The following is a 24,350-nucleotide window of genomic DNA, read 5'->3' as shown; positions in this document are numbered from 1 at the left end:
GGTTTTTTTATAGGTTAATGATTTAACCTTAATTATTTAAATACTACGGTACGGTTAGCGTAAACAAAGACTTTATCGTCTAATACTTGCTGTAATGCTCGACTTAAAACTGATTTTTCAACATCTCGTCCTGCTTTTGCAAGTTGCTCTGCATTATATGCATGGTCAATGTGTGCCACATCTTGTGTAATGATTGGCCCTTCATCTAAGTCGTTATTAACAAAGTGCGCCGTTGCACCAATTATTTTCACACCACGGTCAAAAGCTTGTTGGTATGGTTTTGCACCAATAAACGCTGGTAAGAATGAGTGGTGAATATTAATTAAACGGTTTGCATAAGTTTCAACGAATTTAGGCGTTAAAATACGCATGTATTTGGCTAAAATAACGTAGTCAGGAGTATAAGGTGCAATAGTTTCTAATACTTTCTCTTCATGCTCTTCACGTGTTAACCCTTCATGACTTACCGTGTGGTATGGAATGTTAAATTTAGTGACTAAATCTTCTAATACATCATAATTACCAATAACCGCTGCAATCTCAACATCGATGCCACCATAGGTGCTTTTCATTAAAATATCGCCGATACAGTGCGCTTCTTTCGTCACTAGAATAACGATACGTTTACGTTGTGTTGAATTGATCAATGCACGTGATGAACCTGCCGGCAGGCTATAATCTAAGTCTGCTAATAACGTTTCATCATTGAAAAAACCTTCAATTTCCGTACGCATAAAAAAGCGATTATATTGATGGTCAACAAACTCATTATTTTTAACGATATTTAGTTGGTGTTTTTGGCAGATATTAGTAATTTGTGCAATCAAACCCTTTGAGTCAGGGCAAGTTGTTAATAGTGTTTTCTTTTGCATTATTTTCTCTATTGATTAAAGCATGTTGTGTAGATCTGTATTCACTTAATGATGAAACGTTTAACCACAACACTTCTTATATTTTTTACCGCTACCACAGGGGCAACTATCATTGCGCTGTATCTTACCTGATTTTTGTTCAGGATAAAAAGTTCCGTCACAATAAAACCACTGTCCTTGCTGTTTTACAAAGTTTGAGTGTTCATGGTGGCAAAGTAGTTGCCCTTCTAAATGGTACCAGGCTTTAAATTCTACAAATCCTTTATCACTTCCTGTCTCAGTACTGACGATTTCAAGGTTTTTCCAATCCAGTGATTGCTCAGATAATTGTGCAACGGTTAAGTCACCGCGATAGTCAGGGTGATAAGTAGAAAATAAGTATTCTCCAAGTTGTAAACAAAATGCGCTGTAACGAGAACGCATTAGTTGTTCACAGGTCTTTGCCCTTTGTTGGCCTTCATGTAGCGGCTGACAACAATCTTGATAGGTTTGACCACTTTTACATAAACATCTATTCATTTTCTTTGTCCCATAAAAAAAGCGCTCATTGAGCGCTTTAATGGTTTCAGTTTAAGCTGAAATTATTTTTGCGCGTAAGCATCGTTATGGATGCCAGCAGCACGACCTGAAGGGTCTGCATTGTTTTGGAAACTTTCATCCCAAGCTAATGCTTCAACTGTAGAACAAGCTACAGATTTACCGTGTGGTACACATTCTGCAGCACTGTCTAGTGGGAAGTGCTCTTCAAAGATACTGCGGTAGAAGTAAGCTTCTTTTGTATCCGGTGTATTGATTGGGAACTTGAACTCAGCTGTTGCTAGTTGTTGATCCGTCACTAATGTTTCAACGTGCTCTTTTAGTGTATCAATCCAGTTGTAACCAACACCATCAGAGAATTGCTCTTTTTGACGCCATAATACTTCAGGTAATAATTGACCATCAAACGCTTCACGTAGAATGTTCTTTTCGATGCGGCCATCTTTGATCATTTTAAGTTCAGGGTTAGTACGCATTGCTACGTCCATGAACTCTTTATCTAAGAATGGTACACGCGCTTCAACACCCCAAGCTGACATTGATTTGTTAGCACGTAAACAGTCAAACATATGCAGTTTGCTTAGTTTACGGTTTAACTCTTCATGGAATTCTTGAGAGTTTGGTGCTTTATGGAAGTATAAGTAACCACCGAAGATCTCATCAGCACCTTCACCAGATAGTACCATTTTAATGCCCATCGCCTTAATTTTACGTGCCATTAAGTACATAGGCGTTGATGCACGAATAGTCGTTACATCATAAGTTTCTAGGTGGTAGATAACTTCTTTCAGCGCATCAATACCGTTTTGTACAGTAAAGATAATAGGGTGGTGAACCGTACCTAATTCGTCAGCTACTTTTTGTGCAGCTGCTAAGTCTGGTGAACCTTCTAGGCCAACAGAGAAAGAGTGCAGTTGTGGCCACCATGCGCCGCTTTGGTCATTATCTTCAACACGTTGCTTAGCAAATTTTTGTGTAATAGCAGAGATAACTGAAGAATCTAAACCACCAGATAGTAATACACCGTAAGGTACATCACACATTAGTTGGCGTTTAACCGCTTCTTCTAATGCTTGGCCGATTTCAGCAGCGCTGCCGCCGTTATCTTTAACCGCGTCATATTCCATCCAATCACGAACGTAATATTTAGTTAATTCACCTACTTCACTGTCTAAGTAATGCCCTGGTGGGAACTCAGATACTTTTGCACAGATAGGCGTTAACGCTTTCATTTCTGATGCTACGTAGTAGTTACCGTGCTCATCCCAACCTTGATATAGTGGAATGATACCCATGTGGTCACGACCAATTAGGTACTTGTCTTTTTCTTGATCATATAAACAGAAAGCAAAGATCCCGTTTAGGTCATCTAGGAATGCATTACCTTTCTCTTCGTATAAACCAAGGATAACTTCACAGTCAGACTTAGTTTTAAACTGGTAACCACAAGTTAGTTCAGCTGCTAGTTCTTGGTGATTGTAGATTTCGCCATTAACAGCAAGGATGTGTGTATTATTTTGATTGTATAAAGGCTGTGCACCATTATTCACGTCAACGATAGAAAGACGTTCATGAACAAGGATCGCTTTATCAGAAGAATAAACGCCAGACCAGTCTGGGCCGCGATGACGAAGCAGTTTTGACATTTCAATTGCTTGTTGACGCAATGCGATAGGATCGCTTTTAATGTCGAGCACACCAAAAATAGAACACATAGGGTTACCTTTTATATTGTAAACGAATAATAAGGTTATTCGTTACTTCTTGAATTACTTTTAAGCATTAGTTTATTAACTAAAATGCTTCGTGATCAAACTAGATCAACATACTGAGAGAGTTGATTTTTGCAGAATAAACATCAAAAGTCACACGAAATCAGTACAATTTACTAACAAAAAACATCGATAGCCTGATATTTCTTACTATAAGTCCAATTTGTGCGGACTTTTTTCTAAAATTGTCTGGAAATCGGTCCAAACATGACGCGCAAATCCTGCACCAGCTTCTTCATACATATTAAACACTAAATTAACGCCTAAGGCATTTAGTTCTTCTTCATCGGTTTTATAATGTGCTAGTGCAGCTACTTTAAAACTACAGTTTTCAATATTGTTTAACTGCTCTGCCGCATAACGGTTACCATTGTGGTCTGGCATGGCTAAGAGAATCAGTTTAATTTTGTCTGTAAGCTGTAATTTATTCCAAAAGTCTGAATCTAATGCATCGCCGGTAATAACACGTCGTCCTGCTTCACGATGTTGTAAGGTAGTGAGGTGGTTATAATCAATACCCATTACTTTTTCACCGTAAGTGGTTTTTAGCGCATCGTATGCACCTACGCCGATTCGGCCCATTCCCATGACTAAAATTTGTGCATCGCCAACGCGTACTGGGCGATCATCTAAATGTAAACGTGTTGCTTGATAGCGTTTTAAGGCTAAACGATAACGGTCATAAATAGCATCTGCATACTTATTTAATAAAGCGGCGATAATAAAGCTAAGCGATACGGCAATCGCAGTAATAATTAACCAATCTCGACTTAACCAGCCTTTGTAAGTCGCTAAAGAAGCAACGATTAATCCAAATTCACTGTAATTCGCTAAGCTAAAAGCCGCAAATAGGGAGGTTCGAGAGCGTAATTTAAATTTACTGAGCGTTAAAAAGTACAGGACAATTTTGCCGGCTAATAACACAGATAGCACCAGTGCAATCATTAAGTGATCAAATTGCGGTAACCCTCCAAAACCTATGTTTAGGAAGAAACAGACGAGGAACAGTTCTTTTAGGTTAAATAGTGAACGAGCCATCTCTTTTGCACTTGGGTGTCCAGCTAATAACATACCAGCAATTAGCGCACCTAAATCGGCTTTCATACCAAGGCTTTCAAATAAACCTGCGCCAACGATCAAGGCTAATACGAAACCGTATAAGACCAGTAACTCACCGTGGCCTGCTTTATCTAATATTTTATACAGCAGCGGTCTAATTAACGGTAGCGCAAGTAAACCAATCGCCCAGATAGAAGGAACTTTTCCAACGGAAATAGTTAAAAATAAGACGGCAAAAATATCTTGCATGATCAAGATACCAATGGCGATTCGTCCATATAACGAGTTAGCTTCGCTTTTTTCTTCTAAAATCTTTACTGCAAATACAGTACTGGAAAAGCTCAGTGCAAAGCCGATAAGAACTAACCCATAGATGTCTAACTCAGCAAATAATGAAACACCTAACTGTTTAATAATAAATAAGATCGCCGTATAAAAGAGAATACTGGCGACAATATGAATGCTTGCACCTGCCCATACTTCAGATTTTAATAGAGTGCGGATATTCAGTTTCAAACCGATTGAAAAGAGCAGTAAGGTTACCCCTAAGTTAGCTAAGGTAACTAATGCATCGGATGACTCAAAGCCCATGAAATTAAGTGTGAAACCTGCTAACAAAAAGCCTACCATTGGCGGTAAACCTGTTAAGTTAATGATCATGCCAAAACTAAAGGCCATGCCAATGAAGAGTAATATTGTGCTATCCATGAACTCACTTATTTATATAATTAGGGGATTGGTCTTGAAAACATTGCGCAGCATTATTTTATAGTATTACGCTGCTTTTTACCTGTTAATTTAGTCCGAGAGGGCTTCCTATATTTAGATGATTGATAGTATTTGACTGTGGTTAATGATGTCTGGTCTACGGTGCTTCGTCATTAATGGGAAGATAGATTCATGAATGTATAAAAGACACCCATTACTTAACATTAAATTTATTAAAGGCTTTTAATCGAATATTCATTATGTGGTTCAGTAAGCAGCTCATATTCAACAAAAGTGGTTGTATCAGGCCAAAGTCTAAAGACATTCACCACTATATTGTCATCTAATATCCAATGAAAGCTGGCTTCTCCTTGTGACGTATCGCCTATTGAATGGCTCGGTTGCCCATATTTTTCGATGATTTGGTTTTTAACCTTATCTATTAATTCAGGTTTGTTTCTACCGATATAAGTATAAGTTGCTTTAGCAAAGTCATTTGTCTCAGTGTATTCCATGGTCAGCTCGCTAGTGCCTTTGATCACTGCACCGGTAAAATAGGTGTCTAATAACGATTGATCATCCTCCGAGATGACTTTAATGGATTGCTGTTTGATTTTTTTTCTTAATAAATTTCGGTTAGCACAGCTGATTAGTTCGTTGAACATTCGAGTGCTGGCTTCTTCTAAACAAAGGTCATGGTTAACTAGTCGCTGTAGTCGCTCTTTTGCCCATATTTGTGGTGACTTTTTATAAAGATCAATGGCTGCATCTTTGTCTTGATTGGTAAAAATACCCATCTCATAAAAGTAGGCTAATTTTGCGTGTGCTAAAGGGTAATTAAGCTCAGAAGCATATTGATAGTTTTTTACTGCCTTTTGTAAATTAGCTCTTATATTGTGGCGGTAATCTGTCGTGCCTTTTTCATAAATTTGGCCCAGTATGTAATAGGCTTCAGCATTGTCTCTTCTTGAAGCTTGCGTATACCAGTCAATAGCTCGCTGTATACTTTTTTCAGTGCCTTTGCCCAGTTCTGATAAACGTCCTAATTGGAATTGAGCGTTAGTATTACCTTGTAGTGCAGCGCGACGGTACCAACTAATGGCTTTTGCATTATCGATTTCACCACTGTCACCAGACTCAAAAATAGTGCCTAACTTAAATGCGGCCTGAGAGTAACCGTTGTTCGCAGATTTTGAATAGAGTTGTATCGCTTTAGAATAGTTTTGTTGTTTGCCTAGCCCATGTTCATACATATAGGCGAGTTGATATTGCGCTAGGGCATTATTTTGATCGGCTGCAGCTTGATACCATTGCACTGCTTTTTCATAATTTATCTCTAAGGCTTCACCTGATTGGTATATTTTACCAAGATCAATTTGTGCATTTATATGGCCTTGCTTAGCCGCTTTTTCATACCATAAAATACTTTTATCATTATCTTTGTAAGTACCAATACCATATTGGTAATAGTTACCCACTTGGAATTGTGAAATTGGATCGCCTTGTTCGGCAGCTAATAAGTAGTAACTTAAGGCTCTTTCGCTGTTTTGTTCTACACCCGCGCCTTTTTCGTATAGTGTTCCTAGTACATATTGTGCTGCTTCATATTCTTGTTGTGCCGATTTTTTGTACCAATACACGGCTTTCTTTAAGTCTTCTTGAACACCTTGTCCACTTTCATACATCCAACCAATTGTGTACTGTGCTGGAGCATCCCCTTTTTCTGCAAGTGGTAACCAAATTTCTACTGCTTTTTTATAGTTACCTGAATGCGCAGCTTCATAACCTTCAGAAAATCTTACTTGTGCCGCCGCTTGACCGGATAAAAAAGGCAAGGTAACAGTTAAAATAACTAAGGAAGAGAATATTTTCATAGTATAAACACTAGATTCCATGTGATAAAAATATGATGTAATTGATTATGCCATTAGATAACGATTAAAACATGTATATATTTCTTATATTTAAATATAAATTTATTTTATGAAGGTGATCTAGTTGGTATTTTTAAAATAATGAGTGATGAGAGTTTGACTTTATTGTCTAAAATTCATTCTATTTATGAAAGGGACTTGATTGTAATGTCTTTTTTACTTTTGCTGCAGCACAATAATACTTCGCCATCTTTCAGGTAAGCCATTGGGAAAGTGGTGTAGGAAACTTCGCCTGAGACAAGCTGTGATCGACAAGCACCACAGTGCCCATCTCGGCAATGAAACTCAACGGACACTGCCTGCTTTTCTAAATTCTCAAGCAGTGTCGCCTCTTCATCCAAAGTATATTGTTTATCATTATAAGTGAGTTTAGAGGACATATCGTTGGCTGTTCTTATAGTTCAAAGGTGCTTAAGTCTTCACTATCAACAGTACTGTTGATTTGACCTACTAAGTAAGAGCTGATTTCAGCTTCTTGCGGTGCTACTTGAACATTGTCACTGACTAACCAGTGGTTAATCCATGGAATTGGGTTGCTCTTAACTGTAAATGGTGCTTCATAGCCAATCGCTTGCATACGTTGATTTGCAATGTATTCAACATATTGGCATAGAATTTCTTCATTAAGACCAATCATTGAACCATCTTTAAATAGGTATTGTGCCCATTCTTTTTCTTGCTCTGCCGCTTTTAAGAAGATGTCACGACCTTCAGCAAAACATTCAATAGCGATTTCAGCCATTTCTGGATCATCTTTACCATCAGCCCAAAGGTTCAGCATTTGCTGTGTTGAGTTTAGGTGCAATGCTTCATCACGTGCAATTAGCTTGATAATTTTGGCATTGCCTTCTAATAAATCACGCTCTGCAAAGGCAAACGAACAAGCAAATGATACGTAAAAACGAATCGCTTCTAGTGCATTGATAGAACAAACACATAGATACAGTTTCTTTTTAATATCACGTAATGTTAATTTTTCTGTTTTACCATCAAGATTAACGTAAGCAACTTCATTTTGCTCTAAGCCGTGCAGTTGCATAAATTGCACTGCATGAATTAAACCATCGTAATAAAATGAGATATCAGTAGCACGCTTTTGAATTTCATCATTATTGACGATATCTTCAAACACTTCATTTGGGTCAGTAAATAGATTACGCAGAATATGCGTGTAACTACGACTGTGAATTGTTTCAGAGAAAGACCATGTTTCGATCCAAGTTTCTAATTCAGGTAACGAAACAATAGGCAGTAATGCCATGTTAGGACTACGACCTTGAATTGAATCTAAAAGCGTTTGGTACTTCAAATTTGAAATGAAGATATGTTGTTCGTGATCTGGTAAGTTTAAAAAATCAATGCGATCGCGGCTTACGTCAATCTCTTCTGGGCGCCAGAAGAACGATAACTGTTTTTCGATTAATTTTTCAAATACTTCAAATTTTTGTTGGTCATAACGAGCCACGTTAACCGGGTTACCAAAGAACATAGGTTCTTTCATTGCATCGTTGGAAAGGGTAGAGAAAGTTGTGTAAGCCATGTGACTCTCCGTCAGAATTCTAATTTCGCGTATCTTAGCAACTTACTACGATTCGATCACTGCTTTAGTTTAAATTTGTTTTTATTTTTATCCTAAAAAAGTCTGGCTTTATTTATTTCTTCGCTTAAACGGCATGCTCAATAATCCCCATAAATGCGCATTGTCCTTCGCATCAGGAAACTCTGTAATACCGATATCAATCTCTAGGTCTGGTTTTGTAGCTTGCGCAGAGTAGCTACCGAATAAACGGTCCCACCAAATGACACTAAAACCAAAGTTTGAATTACTCTCTTTGAATAATTGACTGTGATGAATGCGATGTAAAATTTGGGTCATTAAAATCAGGCGGGTAACTGCTTCTACTTTGGCAGGTAAACGAATATTCGCGTGGTTAAACAGCGCAAAGCCATTGAGTAACACTTCAAATAAAATGACCGCAAAAGCAGGAATACCAAAGATAAAAATGGCAACCCCTTTAATCACTAAGCTGGCAATAATCTCTAAAGGATGAAAACGTAATCCAGTACTGCTGTCTACATGTGTGTCTGCGTGGTGTACTTTGTGTAGTTGCCATAATAAAGGGATTTTGTGGAATAGGCGGTGCTGCCAATAAATAAGCATATCCAAGAGTAATAAGCTTAAAGTAATCACTAACCACTCTGGGAGATCAACGAGGTTGAATAACCCTATATTTTGTTCAGTAAAAAATAAAGCTAAGCCCATTAAGCCTAATGGGAATATCAACCTTGCTGATAAACCAGATATAAATACGATGCCAAAGTTACCAGTTAAACGCATTTTTTGTGAAGGGGCTGACGGTTTAGTAGGTAACTGACGCGCAGGGAATAACCTTTCTACGGTAAACATCACCGCTAAAATAGTAATAAAAATAATTAGCCTGAGCTGAGCATCATCAACCATATTTATTCCTGATTACTTACTTGGTGCGACTTTAATGTTTTATAGCCACCATGAATCCTTGTAAACACTGTCATCGCACCCAGTAAAGCAAAGAGGTAAGCCAAGGCTGGGAAGTATTGTGGCCAAATACAAAATGCCACAAAAAAGGCGATAGTTTCAGTGCCTTCTGTTAATCCATTGATGAAATAGAAGCTTTTATTGGCAAATTGTGGTCTGTCTAGGTTGAGCTTTTCAGCGGGAATAGCAAAGGCTAAAAAAGTAGAACCAGTACCAATAAATACGGCTAGTAATACCGCAGCAGGCAGTGCGTTAAATTCTGGTTCAGCCATTGCAAATCCAACTGGGATTGCCGCATAAAATAAGAAATCCACACAGATATCTAAAAAACCGCCAGCACTGGTACTGTTGTTTTGATAACGTGCTAAGGCTCCATCTAACCCATCTAGAATACGGTTAATCACAATCATCACTAATGCAGCCGTCCACATTTTATTGGCCAGTAAGGGGACTGCTATGATGCCGATAAAGAAGCCAACTAAGGTTACTTGATCTGGTGTGACACCACGTTTGTCCAAGGTTTTTACCACTGGCATTAACAGTGGTTTGATAACTGGTGTGATAAATCTATCTAACATCGACTTCCCGTTTGCTACGATTAAATTAACTTGTCTAAGGTAATCACTTTACCCTGTGCTGCAATGGCATCGCTCTCATCATGTGTCACCATTACTGCGGGTAGACTATGACGTTGAATTTCATCAAACACAAGCTGACGTGTTTCTTGACGGAGTTGGCTATCCAGTTTACTAAAAGGTTCATCTAAAAGGATTGCTTTGGGCTTACTCAATAAAACTCGTAATAGTGCAACACGTGCTTGTTGGCCGCCCGACAAGCTTTGTGGGCAGCGTTTTTCCATGCCACTTAAGCCTACCTGTTTTAAAGCATCGCTGATCTCATCAAGCCTATCTTGTTTGTTACCTTTTGGCATTGCAAAGGCGATGTTGCCTTCCACTGTCAAATGAGGAAACAGCAATGGGTCTTGATATAAAAGTCCAATATGACGCTGGTGGCTAGATATTTGAGAAACATCAGCACCATTTAAGTAGAGTTTACCTGTTGCATCAAAGCTGCTTGGTAACATACCGACTAACCAATTCAGTAAAGTAGATTTACCGCTACCTGACGGTCCCATTATGGTCAGTACTTGTCCGCCAATAATTTCTTCGTCTAGCGATAAGAGTACTTTATCTTTCTGTTTTAATTGTAATTTTTCGATAACCAGTGACGGTATTGTTATTGATTTCATATACGTTCCTATACACGTGCACGTGAGAAAATTTTCGGTGTTAACCAAGCTAAAATAAAGAATAAAGCGGGCAGTAACATTTGCATTAATGCATAAACCGCACTGGTGCGTCGACTCGCCCCATTTGCTAATGTTACCGCTTCGGTAGTAATGGTATTAATTCGACCTGCACCAGCTAATAGCGTTGGTAAATATTGACTAAAGCTAATGGCTAACCCTAAGGCACTGGCGATCAAAATAGGCGATATTAATAAAGGTAATTTTAACTGCCAGAATATTTTAGAAGGAGAGGCTCCTAAACTGGCTGCCACCGAACTAAAGCGTGGATCCAATCGACGGTAACTATTGGCTAATGATAAAAATACATAAGGTAAAACAAACAGAAGATGAGCGAATACCACATTTAAATAGGTGTGTTGGCTATTTACTTGCTCAAACATCCACACCAGTCCAAATAAGAAAGCAATACTCGGGATCAACAAAGGCAGGTAGATAATTAACCCGCTGACAGCTGAAATGGTTTTATTGCTTTGCTGTTCAGACTCTAATGCTAACAGCGTTAATATAATGGCTAGTAGGGTACTGCTAAAGGCAATCACCAAGGTATTAAATAAAGGTGTTTGCATTTGTGTTAACGCAGATTGCCAATGCATCGTCATAAATTGATCGGGCAGCAGGTTTGGGTAAGACCAAAAACCTGCAAAAGACCAAAACACCATGCCTAGGAGAGCTAAAGCAATAGTGCTCACCATAATGAAGGTAATAACATCAGTAAAGCGTTTGATGATCATGCCGCCATGTTCGCGCGCTCCATTGGTTAACCAAGAGGCACTGCATTTCTTCACTAATAATTCAATTCCCCACCAAGTTAATAGCAGTGAAAGGGTCACAAGAATTTGCACGATAGCACCTGATGAAGCTTTGATACGTAAGCTTAAATCTACATCACTAAACCATTGCATGATCGCAACAGCCAATGTTGGTGGTGTGTTTGGCCCAAGGATTAATGGGATCTCTACACTCGCACTTGAATAAGCGAGTACGGCTAAAATCGGTAAACGCATGTAACCGTATAAACTAGGTAGGATGACTTTAAAGAAGCCTGTCATTGGGCAATAACCTAGGCTTGAAGCTACCTTGTGTTGTTGCTTGAGGACTTTACCTATTTCCGGTTGAGCGAGCACTCCCAATGCAATTAACAATAAAAACGGTAACTCTTTTAAGGCTAAGCCTAAAATGATACTTAAGCCATAAGGGTCATGCGGAAATAACCAATCTGGTGGTGTATCCCAACCCGTTAACCATGGTGAGAAAAGGCGCGATAAAAAACCTGAAGGGGCAATTAAAAAACCAATCGCAATGGCGGCAGCAGCATGTGGGATAACTAAAATAGGGCCCAATAAACGTTGAATACGTTTTAACCATGGGCTATTAAAATAACTGGCGAGTATTAACACCGTAATAAGGAAAGCTAATAGAGTACTAATTAAACTTGTACCGTAACTCAGTAGTAACATTCGCTCAATGCCAGGTGTTGCAAATAACTCTGTAAAACCAAATAAACCAAACTCAGTCGCGCCTAATGCAGGGAACCAACCAAACGCGGGTAATAACACACCTAATAATCCACCCAATACAGGAACAACTAGTAGGGCGATCATTACCATTGGGCTAGTGCGAACGGTGCGGGTAAAAAACGTGTTAGCAACAATCATTATTGTACTCCATAACGGGCAAGCCATTGCTTAGTGATCACCGCAGACCAGCTTGGGTGCAACTCACTTAATAGGCGTGTGTTATCAACATTAATGATATTTGCACTTAAGTGTCGCTTTTCGGTCATATCGAAGTAAGCATGTTGTGTTGGGGAAAGTTGCGATAAATCTAGCACACTACTATCTCCCCATACTGAAGTTTGCTGCTTTTTAGCCTGTGCTTTAGGACTAAGTAAGAAGTTCGCCACTAATTTAGCACTGTCTAAATGTGGTGAGTTATAGGGAATAGCAACAAAATGAATATTACTTAAACTTCCATCAAGCATACGATAGCTACGAGTGCTATCAGGTAGATCATAACGTGCAATAGCTGAAGGAATTTCTGCTGCTGAGAAAGTAAAGGAAACTTGCAGTTCGCCATCCCCACTTAAACGACGTAAGGCCAGCCCATTAGCAACGAAATGATGGCCTTGACGCCATAGGTTTGGATGTAGTTCATCTAAAAAATTCCATAGAGCAGGCAAGGTTTGCGCTTCACTTTCTGGAGTAGCCGCTTGGTAAAGTTTATCTTTAATATTATCGGGCTGATTCTCATTTAAAATAATTAAGGCATATTTTAAAAAGCTCATTCCTAAAAATTCAGGTGGTTTAGGGTAAGTAAATCGACCAGGGTGTTGTTTTGTCCAGCTTAGTAATTCTGCTAATGTTTGTGGAGGTTGTTCCACTTTTAGGCTGTCATAATAGAAGGTTAGGGCTGCTTGTCCCCAGGGAGCTTCCATTCCTTCGGTTGGTACACCAAAGTCACGCGTCATGGCTGGGTTGTTTTCTGGGTTAGTAAGAGCAAAATTAGGGAGTTTATCAGCCCAGTCTAAGGCTAATAATTTATGTTTGGCCATAGAAGCAAAGTTGGCTCCGTTGATCCAAACTAAATCAACTTGACCGTTACGGTGATTACTGGCTGATTTTTCAGCGAGCACCCGGCTTACCGCTTCACTGGTATCGGTGAGTTTCACATGGTGTAGGTCAATGTCATATTGTTGCTTCACTTGCTTAGCAACCCATTGAATATAATTATTTATTTGCTGATCACCGCCCCAAGCATGAAAGTAGACACTCTGTTGAGTGCCTCGCATTTCAATATTTTCCCACATCGCCGCAGCATTAGACTGCGACTCCGAGGCAAATAAGGCTTGTTGGGGTATTAATAGAAGTAATAAATAACAAAGTGCTTTATAAAAGCCAGCAAAACTATGCTGGCAAATTTTATTAACGGATAGCATTAAGATTCCAATCATAATCTAAATATTTAACTTTAAACTTTTGATTTTTAAGTGTCGATTGTTGCTCTTCAGTTAATTGCAGTGCATCAACATATAAGTTTATAAAGCCCTGGATAGATTTCGTTCCTCGAAATCCCGTTTCAAAATCTTCGTCATACCATTTAAAAATAGATGACAGGTAGATATTGTTACCTTTAATGTAATTACGGCTTGAATCAGTTAAAAAACGCTCGGTTTGTTGGGTTAATTGTTGTTCCAACTTATCCGCCGTATAAGCCTCTTCACGTAGTGCTGGGCAACCAATACTTGCACAGTTTACTGCAAAGTGGATTCGTGGATCGTTGTAGCGACCACTACCACGAATGAGACCATGTTCAATATCATTTAGACTCACTGTTTTGCCTAACAATGGTACAAACTCTTTGTCCCATGGTGAGTTAAACAAACTACCTAAGTCTTTAATTGAATCTAAGTCAGGGTACTTCGTTAAGATAAATTCAACTGTCCATGCATTGTAAGCATTGATCAAAAAAGCTAATTGCTTCTCTTTTGACCATCCATCAAATTCTGTGCGTGTTGTTTCAGCTAACGTATCTAAGTAAGTTTGTAATGTATCTTCTTGTTGCTTAAAGCCTGCATAATCAACTGCAGTACTATGGCCTTGGTTGACTGGCGTAATATGCTCTGCCAATAAATTTGTCCAAGTACTGTGTAAGTTGCCGCTGGTTTCAGCATAAGCTGTGCTGAGCATTGAACCACTTAATATTGCTGCTCCTAAGGTGAAGCGCACTAGGGCGCTTACCTTATTGGTTGTGTGTTGGATTGCTGATTTCATTAGCCGCGTCTCCATGTATGGTATTTCTCTAACCAATTTAGAACCGTTTGTGGCGCATGATTTCGCTTCCATTCACCAGCTGCGTACTTATTACCTTCAGCCCATGTTGGGTAACTGTGGATCGTACCTAATATTTTGTTTAGACCTAAACCGTGTTTCATTGCTAATACAAACTCAGCAATTAAGTCTCCGGCATGTTCAGAAACAATCGTCACACCTAAGATCTTATCTTTACCTTTTGGTGTAATGACTTTGATGAAACCTTTGGTTGCGCTGTCTGTGATCGCTCGGTCTAGTTCTTCAAAATCAAAGCGAGTGATTTCGTAATCAATACCTTTTTGTTTTGCTTCATCTTCATTAATACCAACACGTGCTACTTCTGGGTCGATAAAGGTAGTCCATGGAATTACTCGGTAATCCACTTTAAACTTCTTCAAGTTACCAAATAGACCATTCACTGCAGCGTACCAACCTTGATGGGCAGCGACATGTGTGAATTGGTAAGGACCAACAATATCACCAGCAGCAAAAATGTTAGGGTAAAGTGTTTCTAAGTACTCGTTGGTAACGATAGTACGGTTAGTTTCGATACCAAGTTCTTCTAAGCCGTAACCAGTTAAACGTGCACTACGACCTACAGCACATAATAATTGGTCATATTCAATTTCAATCTCTTCTTCGTTGTGTTTAACAATGATAAATTTCTTACCATCTTTTGTTTCACAACGTAATGCTTGATGCGAGGTTAAGATGTTTACGCCACTCTCTTTTAATGACTCGGTAGCGAATTCAGACACCTCAAGATCTTCTTTGATCATGATGCGCTCTGCCATCTCAATTTGTGTAACGTTCGAGCCTAAGCGAGCGAAGCTTTGTGCTAATTCAGAACCGATTGGACCACCGCCTAATACCACTAGTTTCTCTGGTGGTGTTTCTAATTTAGCGAACTCAGTCCATAACGTATCACTAGTAACATAACCTGTTTCTTCGATACCTGGTAGTGGTGGAACAAATGGGCGAGCTCCAGTTGCGATAACAATAGTACGAGTCGTTAATTTCTTTTTAGTACCATCTTCGTAGCTAATTTCTACTGTCCAAGGGTCAAGAATTTTTGCGTAACCTTTTTCTACTTCTACACCTAAATCAGTGTAACGTTCAACACTGTCATGCGGTGCAACGTCAGCAACAACTTGATGTACACGCTCCATTACTTTTTTGAATGAAAATTGCGGTGTTGTATCTTCTAAACCGTAATGGTGTGCATTTCTAATTTGCTCTGCAATTTTTGCGCTTTTGATGATGGCTTTACTTGGTACACAACCATAGTTTAGACAGTCACCACCCATTTCACCGGCTTCAACCAAAGTTACTTTAGCTTTAACAGCTGCTGCAATGTAACTTGTTACTAGACCGCCTGCGCCTGCACCAATAACAACCATGTTACGGTCAAACTTAGCTGGTTTAGTCCATTTTTTATAGACTTGACGTTTTTTAATCATATTAACAATACCTTTTGCAATAAGTGGGAATATACCGAGTAAAACAAATGAGATGATTAAACCAAAAGATAAGATACCTGACAGGCTATCGATTTTAGCTAGTTGCGTACCTGCATTCACGAAGATAAAGGTTCCAGCTAACATACCGATTTGGCTTACCCAGTAGAAAGTCCAAGATTTAAGTGCTGTCACACCCATTAATAGATTGATTAGGAAGAATGGGAAGATAGGTACTAAACGTAAAGTGAATAAGTAAAATGCACCTTCTTTTTTGATCCCTTCATCAATAGCTGATAAACGTTCTGGAAAACGTTGTTTCAGCGAATCACGTAATAAGTAGCGTGAAACTAAGAACGAACACAGCGCACCAATACTAGAAGCAAATGAAGCAATGATTAAGCCTTCAAATAAACCAAACAGTGCGCCTGCTGCTAAGGTCAAAATAGCGGCACCTGGCAATGCTAATGCAGTCACTAATACATATAAAATAAAGAAACCACCAATCACTAAAGCAGGTGATTGTTCACGTAATGAAGTGAACTGATCCATTGAACCTTTTAACCCTTCAAGGGTGAGCAATTGGTGTAGGTTGAAGTGGAAAAACAACCCTATTAATCCGATTGCTAGTATCAAGAGTACGATCTTTTTTAACATAGTTTATTAGCCTTTATATCAATGCGCATTAATGCTTTAAAAATGGTCCTTGCTAAGCATTAAAAGCGGGTTGTTGTCCGTTATTAGTATGTGTGAGCAATAATTTATGTCGTCATTATTTAAAGCTCCCATACCAAGACCCGAGAAGATTTAATTTAATTTCTTAATTATTTAAATAATTACAATTAATTTTTAAAAGCGGGTAATGAAGGGTGAATAATGCTTGTATTTAATTGTAGGTATATTTACTTTAGGAGAGATTATCAAATATGCAAAAAATAAAAGATGTTTTTTAGCAAAAAAAAAAAGGATGCCTTGAGGCATCCTTTTGATTTATAGAATTATTATTAAATTTCTATATTTTATATTTTACAAGCACCGCCCGCACAACCATCATCTTCGATGACTTTTTCATCATCTGCACCATCGCGTGTATTATGGTAGTACAGTGTTTTTAATCCCATCTTGTAAGCCATTAATAGGTCTTTAAGTAGAATCGTCATTGGTACTTTACCGTCATCAAAACGTTTTGGATCATAGTTTGTATTTGCTGAGATAGCTTGATCAACAAACTTCTGCATGATACCTACTAGTTCTAAATAACCTTTATTATTTGGAATGCTCCATAATAATTCGTATTGATCTTTGTATTTATCAAATTCAGGTACAACCTGTTTCAAAATACCATCTTTACTCGCTTTAACACTAATGAAACCACGTGGAGGCTCAATACCGTTAGTTGCATTTGAAATTTGGCTTGATGTTTCAGAAGGCATCAAGGCAGATAAGGTTGAGTTACGTAAACCATCTTTAACGATGTCTGCGCGCAATTGCTCCCAATCTAAGTGGTAACCTTCGTCACAAATTGCATCTAACGATTTTTTGTAGTTATCTAACGGTAAAATACCTTGTGAGTAACGTGTCTCATGAAACTTCTCACAAGCACCACGTTCTTTAGCTAACTTGTTTGATGCTTTCAATAGGTAGTATTGAATTGCTTCAAATGCTCTATGCGTTAGGTTATTTGCACTACCGTCAGAGTATTTCACGCCGTTTTTCGCTAAGTAGTAAGCGTAGTTGATTACACCTATACCTAGAGTACGACGGCTCATGCTGCTTTTTTCAGCCGCAAGAATTGGGTAATCTTGGTAATCTAACAGGTTATCCAGTGCTCTTACTGCAAGCTCTGATAACTCTTCAATTTCATCTAATGACTCAATTGCCCCTAAGTTAATCGCAGATAAAGTACAAAGGGCGATTTCACCTTCTTCATCTTTAATATGCGTTAATGGTTTAGTTGGTAACGCAATCTCTAAACATAAGTTACTTTGGCGTACAGGTGCTACTTTACTGTCAAATGGACTGTGTGTATTACAGTGGTCAACATTCTGAATGTAAATACGGCCTGTACTTGCACGCTCTTGCATCAATAGAGAGAATAACTCTACCGCAGGAATTGAGCTCTTACGGATTGACTCATCAGCTTCATATAGGTGGTATAAACGCTCAAACTCATCTTGGTCTTCAAAGAAAGCATCGTATAACCCTGGTGTATCAGAAGGGCTGAATAGTGTGATCTCTTTTTTGTCGATTAAGCGTTGGTAGAATAAACGACCAAGTTGTACACCGTAATCAAGGTGACGAACACGGTTTGATTCAATACCACGGTTATTTTTCAATACCAGTAATGATTCAACTTCTAAGTGCCAAATCGGGTAGAAGACAGTTGCTGCACCACCACGAACGCCACCTTGTGAACAAGATTTAACAGCCGTTTGGAAGTGTTTGTAAAATGGAATACAACCCGTGTGGTAAGCTTCACCACCACGAATATTACTGCCCATCGCACGAATACGGCCCGCATTAATACCAATACCAGCACGTTGTGATACGTATTTAACAATGGCGCTAGACGTTGCATTGATAGAGTCTAGGCTATCGCCTGTCTCAATTAATACACATGAGCTGAATTGACGAGTCGGAGTACGCACACCAGACATGATCGGTGTCGGTAATGAAATCTTAAATAATGACGTCGCATCGTAAAAACGCTTAATATAATCTAAACGAGTTTCTTTATCGTAATCAGAGAATAAACATGCCGCTACCATTAGGTATAAGAACTGTGCACTTTCGTAGATTTCACCACTTACACGGTTCTGTACTAGGTATTTACCTTCCAGCTGTTTTACTGCTGCATAAGAGAAATTTAAATCACGAGAGTGATCAATAAATTGATCCATCTCTTCAAACTCTTGCTTAGTGTAATCTTCTAGTAAATGTTCATCATATTTACCTTTAGAAACCATCTTACTCACGTGTTCGAATACACTTGGTGGTGTAAAGCGTTGGTAAGCGCGTTTACGTAAGTGGAATACTGCTAAATGTGCAGCAAGATATTGGTAATCTGGCGACTCTTCAGAGATTAAATCAGCAGCGGCTTTAATGATCGTTTCATGGATATCGTCAGTACGAATACCATCATAAAATTGAATATGAGAGTTTAACTCTACCTGAGATACTGAAACGTTGTTTAAACCTTCTGCTGCCCATGTAATGACGCGATGGATTTTATCAAGGTCAATGGGTTCTTTTTTCCCATTACGCTTAGTGACAGACAGGTTTTTATTCATTTTTAGAGGCCTTTGCTTGATGTTAGTAGAGTAAAGATGTTAGCTATTTAGGCTGTCTTTACTCTAGTGTGTGTTGTTCAAATAAAACACAAGATGTAGTGTTGCTTTAAAAGAAGAGACACAAGATAAAGCTTTTTGAGAATTTTTCAAGGGATAAGTTTTGTTAAATTAGTGGATAAAATTGTGGACAAATAGAGATGATTTAAGTTGGTTAGTAGTCACTAACAAATGGTTTCAGTTCAGCTCTGTTTTATAGGAAATGCAAACATTATTTTAGCTTTTTTTTTCACAGAAAATTATTTGAGGGAGAAATAGCTTTTTTATAAACTTAGAACTTGTTCATGTTTTTATTATCTTTTTTCATCGTTTTTTTTGTTGTATTTGGCACTTAATTATAGGCTTAAACTATCTACCAAAATGTGAGTGTTATATGGCTTTTCTTTACTAAAATACACTTACTTTTAGCGGGCATTAATAAGATTAAAATAAATGGGTTTTAAGCAACAAAAGTGCTTAGAAAAAGTGTGGTTATGCAAGATAAGCTCACCCTTAAAGAGCTAATATAAAGGTGATAGGAAACCTTATTAAACCAAGATTATTAGCTTTATCTATGTACTTCCTGATTAATAATCAATTTTAAGCCTGTAATTGCTTTCGAAGACTATTAAATTCTGCATCTATTATTTGTTTAAAAATAGCTGTAGAGACTGTGACTCTGTTGGGCGAATCAAACGGGCAACCTCATCACCATCTTTTAATAAAATGAAGGTCGGCCATAGCTTGACCTTAAAAGCGCGGCCCAGTTGTTTACCTTTCCCGTCAAAGACTTTGATATGCCTTAATCGACTATATTTAGTATCCTCTGCAAAAGCCTCTTTGATTAATTCACTACCCAATTGGCAATGTGGACACCAGGGTGCTCCAAATTCAAGTAAAGTAAGGCCTAGCAATTCGCTTACTTCAGTAAAGGTAATGGTTTCTTCTTGATATTCAGGTTGAAAGCCAAGTTGATGCTTGTCCATATAGTTGTCCTGTAGTTATCTGCTTAATACGGCTTACAATAATGATCCAATATAAACCAGTTGAGCCGTATTTTGAAAAAGTATCAAATAATAGGTCCATTTTTAATATAACGTTTTGAGGGCAAAGGATACATTTTTCTCAATGCCTATTGTTTCCTGCGTTACATGACATCAGAAAATTCATTAAAGAAAAGCCCAACACTATCCAATCTTACAAAGGTGTTGTACTCAGTTCTGTTTTATCGTTGTTAATCACGTTAATTTTTGTTTATTAGTTATTTTCATGTTTATTTGAATATTAATCATTTTTGTTCATGTTTGATTTGGCGTATAAAATACTTACTGCTGTTTAATGCTAGGCAATATTACCCTGACTTTTATTATTTGGTGTTTCAGATACCAATAAGGGGATTGGCTAGGAAGTCTTAATAAACAAGGAGTGTGTAGATTTTATGATAGACAATTGGAGCTAAAAACGATGAATACAGATTTTACATTTACGGTTAACAGCACTGCTTTAGATGAGCATTACCAGCCAGCAGACAACACTCGAGCGACAACAAACTTTGCTAATCTGGCTCGTGGAGAAAACCGCCAGCATAATTTACGCAACGCATTTAAGATGATCGATAATCGATTTAATCGCTTAGCTCATTGGGATAACGCTGAAGCAAAGCGTTACTCTGTTGAACTTGAAATCGTTTCTGTTGAAATGAATATTCAGAATAGTATGCAAACTTTTCCCTCCATTGAAATGTTAAAAACTAATATTGTTGATCATCAAAGCGGGCTGCGTATTGATGGGGTTGTTGGCAACAATTTCTCATCTTATATACGTGATTACGATTTTAGTATTTTGTTGTCAGCACATAACAAAGGTAAGTCTTCATTCACTGTACCTGAAAATTTTGGTGAGCTGCATGGAAGGCTATTTAAGTCTTTTTTAAACTCTCCTGCTTATAAAGCATACTTTATTAAAAAACCGGTTATTTGTTTGAGTGTGGCGGAAACTAAAACCTATCAACGTACAGGTAATCAGCATCCGATATTAGGTATTGAGTATCAGCCTAATGCCTCCTCATTAACGGAACAATATTTTAGAAAGATGGGCTTACAGGTACGTTATTTCATGCCTGAAAATGCGGTAGCGCCACTGGCTTTCTACTTTATGGGGGATTTGTTGAATGATTACACAAATCTGGAACTAATCAGCACCATTAGCACGATGGAAACTTTCCAGAAGATCTATCGACCTGAAATTTACAATGCCAATACAGTGGCTAGTGATATTTATAAGCCTGATTTAAAGCATGTAGATTATTCATTAACACATATTTTATATGACCGAGATGAGCGCAGTCGATTAGGCATAGCACAAGGTAAGTTTGCTGAGGAGTTTTTCATCAAACCACATAAAAAGTTATTAGAACAGTTGGATACCCAGCCAGCTTGTTTTGCTTAATAGCCCAATAAAAACAGTAAAAGAATTAACATAAAATACCCTAAACAGGATGAATATTGATGAAAGTATTATTACCCACTTCTACGGCAGGCAGCTTGCCAAAACCGTCTTGGCTTGCAGAGTCTGAAACATTATGGTCACCGTGGAAACTACAAGAACAAACATTAGTTGATGGTAAAAAAGATGCATTGTGCTTAGCGTTACACCAACAGCAACTTGCAGGTATCGATATTGTCAGTGATGGCGAACAAACCCGTCAGCATTTTGTGACTACCTTTATTGAGCACCTTAATGGCGTGGATTTTGAGAACCGTAAAATTGTTAAAATTCGTGACCGATATGATGCGAGTGTACCGACTGTAATTGGTCCCGTTAGCCGACAAAAATCAGTATTTGTTGAAGATGCGAAATTTTTACGTCAACAAACTGATCAACCCATTAAATGGGCCTTACCTGGGCCAATGACCATGATTGACACTCTTTATGATGATCATTATAAAAGCCGAAAAGAATTGGCTTGGCAATTTGCAATCATCCTTAATCAGGAAGCGAAAGAGTTAGAAGCGGCAGGCGTGGATATTATTCAATTTGATGAACCGGCCTTTAATGTGTTTTTTGATGAAGTAAATGAGTGGGGGATTGCATGTTTAGAAAGGGCCATTGAAGGGCTTAAATGTGAAACTGCTGTACACATTTGTTACGGATATGGCATTAAAGCCAATACCGACTGGAAGAAAACATTAGGTAACGAATGGCGTCAATATGAAGCGGTTTTCCCTAAATTGAAAGCCTCTAACATTGATATTATCTCTTTGGAGTGTCACAACTCGCATGTTCCAATGGAATTACTAGCCCTTATTCGAGGTAAAAAAGTGATGGTAGGAGCGATTGATGTTGCAAGCAATGTGATTGAAACCCCGCAAGAAGTCGCTAATACTCTAAGAGAAGCACTTAAATATGTGGATGCAGATAAACTGTACCCTTGTACTAACTGCGGTATGGCACCTTTATCACGTGAAGTTGCACTGGGTAAATTAAATGCACTTAGTGCTGGCGCCGCAATTATACGTCAAGAATTGATCGCCTAGTACGTTAATAAGCAAGTGAAAAAACTGGACGGGGCAGTCGTTTGCCCCAAATATGATCTATTCATTGCGTAGTGTAAATTAGCCGGTAGGCGACTGTGGTAGATGATAGCTACTGCGTTTTATTATAGCTCCCTTGAGAAAGTTAATTTTCAAGAATAGGTTTAAGATAACCTGCGCCTAGTTGTCGCATTTGACGTTCGACCCAAATCACTCGTTGGCTGAGTTTAGCCGTTAGATTACGTGGATCACGAGTACGCGGGCTAGGTAATAATACTGCTAACTGTGCTGTTTGATGAGCAGTGAGTTGGGTAGCTGACTTGCCAAAGTAATGTTGGCTGGCCGCTTCAACCCCATAAATTCCTTTTCCAAACTCTGCAATGTTCAAATACACTTCCAAAATACGCTTTTTACCCCAAGCAGCTTCTAGGCTGAGCGCTAAACCGGCCTCTAAGCCTTTACGGATAAAGCTTCTGCCTGACCATAGGAAAATATTTTTTGCTGTTTGTTGGGTAATCGTGCTTGCACCACGTAACCCATCACCGTCATCGTATTGTTCAAGTGCATCAACAATCGCTGTAAAATCGACGCCAAAGTGAGTGGGAAAACGTTGATCTTCAGAGGCTACAACAGCCAACGACATAGCAGGTGAGAGCTTATCAATACTGATCCATTTCTGTGTTACAGGATATGGGCTTTGTAACATAAAAGCAGAGGTCGGTAATGGTACAAAGCGAAATAGTAGCAGGGTCAATATCATTAACAAAAGTAAACGCCACAGGACATACCAGATTTTGCCTAATAAACTCGATTTTTTCTTCTTTGCCATGTGTTGTCTCTAATTGGTTTTTACGAAACGTCTGCATTGTGCGCTTCGAATAAAGTTTGTATTTATATCTCTGCTTCACTCGCTCACAGGAGACAACCCAATAGCATGCCATATTTTTAATATTTTATCTCTTTTTCCAAAGAGTGAGGCTGGTGTGCGAAAAATATATGAGGAGCGGAAACGAGTAATTTTCCTGCTAGGTCTTTATGTTAATTATAAAGACCTAGCAGGAAGGGGGGATGAAGTTTTTTAACTAAATGTCATTAAACGCACATAGCCTGTTCAATTTCATAATCTGATTGTTTATTTTTGTTACCCCATGCTTTTTCATGGAAGAAGTAAGCAAAAGAGTTAATGGTTGGCTCAATCGTTGCCATTAAACCGCCGATGAATGCATCGCCAGTTAAAGCGAAAGTAACAGCAAAGGCAACATTAAAGTGAATCACAGCAAAGCTGATTGTTTTTGCCTTGGTCATTGACTCGCGCTTTTTAAGGAAAGGCACATGTTGCCAAACTTTTTCATGAAAATAGAAGGCTACGGTATTAATAGATGGTTCGATAATCGCAATCAAACTGCCCAATAAAAAATTACCTGTCAAAGCAAAAGCAACTAGGGTTGCGATGCTGAAGTGGATGCCTGCAAAAGTAATTGTTTTAGCCATTGTGTGTCCCTCTTAAAGTATGTCT

Annotated in this window: 20 protein-coding genes; 2 read left to right on the top strand and 18 right to left on the bottom strand. The window is 38.5% G+C overall.

Annotation, left to right across the window (positions count from 1 at the left end; all coding sequences use genetic code 11):
• Positions 1 to 32: 32 nt before the first annotated feature.
• From purU to OW492_RS10025, 16 genes are all read right to left on the bottom strand, one after another.
• Entirely contained in the window at positions 33 to 872 is an 840-nt protein-coding gene (gene purU, locus OW492_RS10100) for a formyltetrahydrofolate deformylase (protein WP_290039835.1), read from the bottom strand.
• A 60-nt stretch (positions 873 to 932) separates the two neighbouring features.
• On the bottom strand, positions 933 to 1,391 hold the full coding sequence (locus tag OW492_RS10095; protein WP_290039834.1) for a YchJ family protein: 459 nt from the start codon (positions 1,389 to 1,391) through the stop codon (positions 933 to 935).
• 62 nt (positions 1,392 to 1,453) lie between these two features.
• Positions 1,454 to 3,124 carry an asparagine synthase B gene (gene asnB / locus OW492_RS10090; RefSeq protein WP_290039833.1) on the bottom strand — a complete coding sequence of 557 codons (1,671 nt, stop codon included), beginning with the start codon at positions 3,122 to 3,124 and terminating at the stop codon, positions 1,454 to 1,456.
• Between the two features lie 207 nt (positions 3,125 to 3,331).
• Positions 3,332 to 4,948 carry a cation:proton antiporter gene (locus OW492_RS10085; RefSeq protein ID WP_290039832.1) on the bottom strand — a complete coding sequence of 539 codons (1,617 nt, stop codon included), beginning with the start codon at positions 4,946 to 4,948 and terminating at the stop codon, positions 3,332 to 3,334.
• A gap of 233 nt (positions 4,949 to 5,181) precedes the next feature.
• The gene (locus OW492_RS10080) at positions 5,182 to 6,822 is read right to left on the bottom strand and encodes a hypothetical protein (protein WP_290039831.1); all 1,641 of its coding nucleotides are present in this window, start codon (positions 6,820 to 6,822) and stop codon (positions 5,182 to 5,184) included.
• 185 nt (positions 6,823 to 7,007) lie between these two features.
• Complete coding sequence (gene yfaE, locus OW492_RS10075) at positions 7,008 to 7,262, bottom strand: class I ribonucleotide reductase maintenance protein YfaE (RefSeq protein ID WP_290039830.1); 255 nt, start codon at positions 7,260 to 7,262, stop codon at positions 7,008 to 7,010.
• A gap of 14 nt (positions 7,263 to 7,276) precedes the next feature.
• The gene (nrdB, locus tag OW492_RS10070; RefSeq protein ID WP_290039829.1) at positions 7,277 to 8,422 is read right to left on the bottom strand and encodes a class Ia ribonucleoside-diphosphate reductase subunit beta; all 1,146 of its coding nucleotides are present in this window, start codon (positions 8,420 to 8,422) and stop codon (positions 7,277 to 7,279) included.
• A gap of 108 nt (positions 8,423 to 8,530) precedes the next feature.
• On the bottom strand, positions 8,531 to 9,343 hold the full coding sequence (locus OW492_RS10065; RefSeq protein WP_290039828.1) for a sterol desaturase family protein: 813 nt from the start codon (positions 9,341 to 9,343) through the stop codon (positions 8,531 to 8,533).
• Between the two features lie 2 nt (positions 9,344 to 9,345).
• A complete protein-coding gene (locus tag OW492_RS10060) occupies positions 9,346 to 9,978 on the bottom strand; it encodes a CDP-alcohol phosphatidyltransferase family protein (protein ID WP_290039827.1) in 633 nt (210 codons plus the stop codon).
• Positions 9,979 to 9,998: 20 nt separating this feature from the next.
• On the bottom strand, positions 9,999 to 10,649 hold the full coding sequence (locus tag OW492_RS10055) for an ATP-binding cassette domain-containing protein (protein WP_290039826.1): 651 nt from the start codon (positions 10,647 to 10,649) through the stop codon (positions 9,999 to 10,001).
• A gap of 8 nt (positions 10,650 to 10,657) precedes the next feature.
• Complete coding sequence (locus tag OW492_RS10050; protein ID WP_290039825.1) at positions 10,658 to 12,364, bottom strand: ABC transporter permease subunit; 1,707 nt, start codon at positions 12,362 to 12,364, stop codon at positions 10,658 to 10,660.
• Positions 12,364 to 13,644, bottom strand: coding sequence for an ABC transporter substrate-binding protein (locus OW492_RS10045; protein ID WP_290039824.1), 1,281 nt, complete (start codon positions 13,642 to 13,644; stop codon positions 12,364 to 12,366). The genes OW492_RS10050 and OW492_RS10045 overlap by 1 nt, the downstream gene beginning before the upstream one ends.
• Positions 13,631 to 14,479: a DUF547 domain-containing protein gene (locus OW492_RS10040; protein ID WP_290039823.1), complete on the bottom strand. Its 849-nt coding sequence runs from the start codon at positions 14,477 to 14,479 to the stop codon at positions 13,631 to 13,633. The genes OW492_RS10045 and OW492_RS10040 overlap by 14 nt, the downstream gene beginning before the upstream one ends.
• On the bottom strand, positions 14,479 to 16,632 hold the full coding sequence (locus tag OW492_RS10035) for a bifunctional TVP38/TMEM64 family protein/FAD-dependent oxidoreductase (protein ID WP_290039822.1): 2,154 nt from the start codon (positions 16,630 to 16,632) through the stop codon (positions 14,479 to 14,481). Before OW492_RS10035 ends, OW492_RS10040 begins: the two co-directional genes overlap by 1 nt.
• 362 nt (positions 16,633 to 16,994) lie before the next feature.
• Positions 16,995 to 19,265 carry a class 1a ribonucleoside-diphosphate reductase subunit alpha gene (gene nrdA, locus OW492_RS10030; RefSeq protein WP_290039821.1) on the bottom strand — a complete coding sequence of 757 codons (2,271 nt, stop codon included), beginning with the start codon at positions 19,263 to 19,265 and terminating at the stop codon, positions 16,995 to 16,997.
• Between the two features lie 680 nt (positions 19,266 to 19,945).
• Positions 19,946 to 20,287, bottom strand: coding sequence for a thioredoxin family protein (locus OW492_RS10025; RefSeq protein WP_290039820.1), 342 nt, complete (start codon positions 20,285 to 20,287; stop codon positions 19,946 to 19,948).
• A 478-nt stretch (positions 20,288 to 20,765) separates the two neighbouring features.
• Here OW492_RS10025 and OW492_RS10020 point away from each other — a divergent pair, with 478 nt between their 5' ends.
• Together OW492_RS10020 and OW492_RS10015 are read left to right on the top strand one after the other, a co-directional pair.
• Positions 20,766 to 21,749: a DUF1852 domain-containing protein gene (locus OW492_RS10020; RefSeq protein WP_290039819.1), complete on the top strand. Its 984-nt coding sequence runs from the start codon at positions 20,766 to 20,768 to the stop codon at positions 21,747 to 21,749.
• Between the two features lie 59 nt (positions 21,750 to 21,808).
• A complete protein-coding gene (locus tag OW492_RS10015; RefSeq protein WP_290039818.1) occupies positions 21,809 to 22,837 on the top strand; it encodes a methionine synthase in 1,029 nt (342 codons plus the stop codon).
• Positions 22,838 to 22,979: 142 nt separating this feature from the next.
• Here OW492_RS10015 and mtgA read toward each other — a convergent pair whose 3' ends face one another.
• A complete protein-coding gene (mtgA, locus tag OW492_RS10010; protein WP_290039817.1) occupies positions 22,980 to 23,663 on the bottom strand; it encodes a monofunctional biosynthetic peptidoglycan transglycosylase in 684 nt (227 codons plus the stop codon).
• A gap of 263 nt (positions 23,664 to 23,926) precedes the next feature.
• Positions 23,927 to 24,325, bottom strand: coding sequence for a DUF2061 domain-containing protein (locus OW492_RS17030; RefSeq protein ID WP_354669230.1), 399 nt, complete (start codon positions 24,323 to 24,325; stop codon positions 23,927 to 23,929).
• Positions 24,326 to 24,350: the final 25 nt, after the last annotated feature.

It is taken from the genome of Psychromonas sp. 14N.309.X.WAT.B.A12, from assembly GCF_030397575.1.
Taxonomy (GTDB): Bacteria; Pseudomonadota; Gammaproteobacteria; order Enterobacterales; family Psychromonadaceae; genus Psychromonas.
Note: the sequence above shows the minus strand (reverse complement) of the source record. Positions and strands in the feature narration are given on the sequence as shown.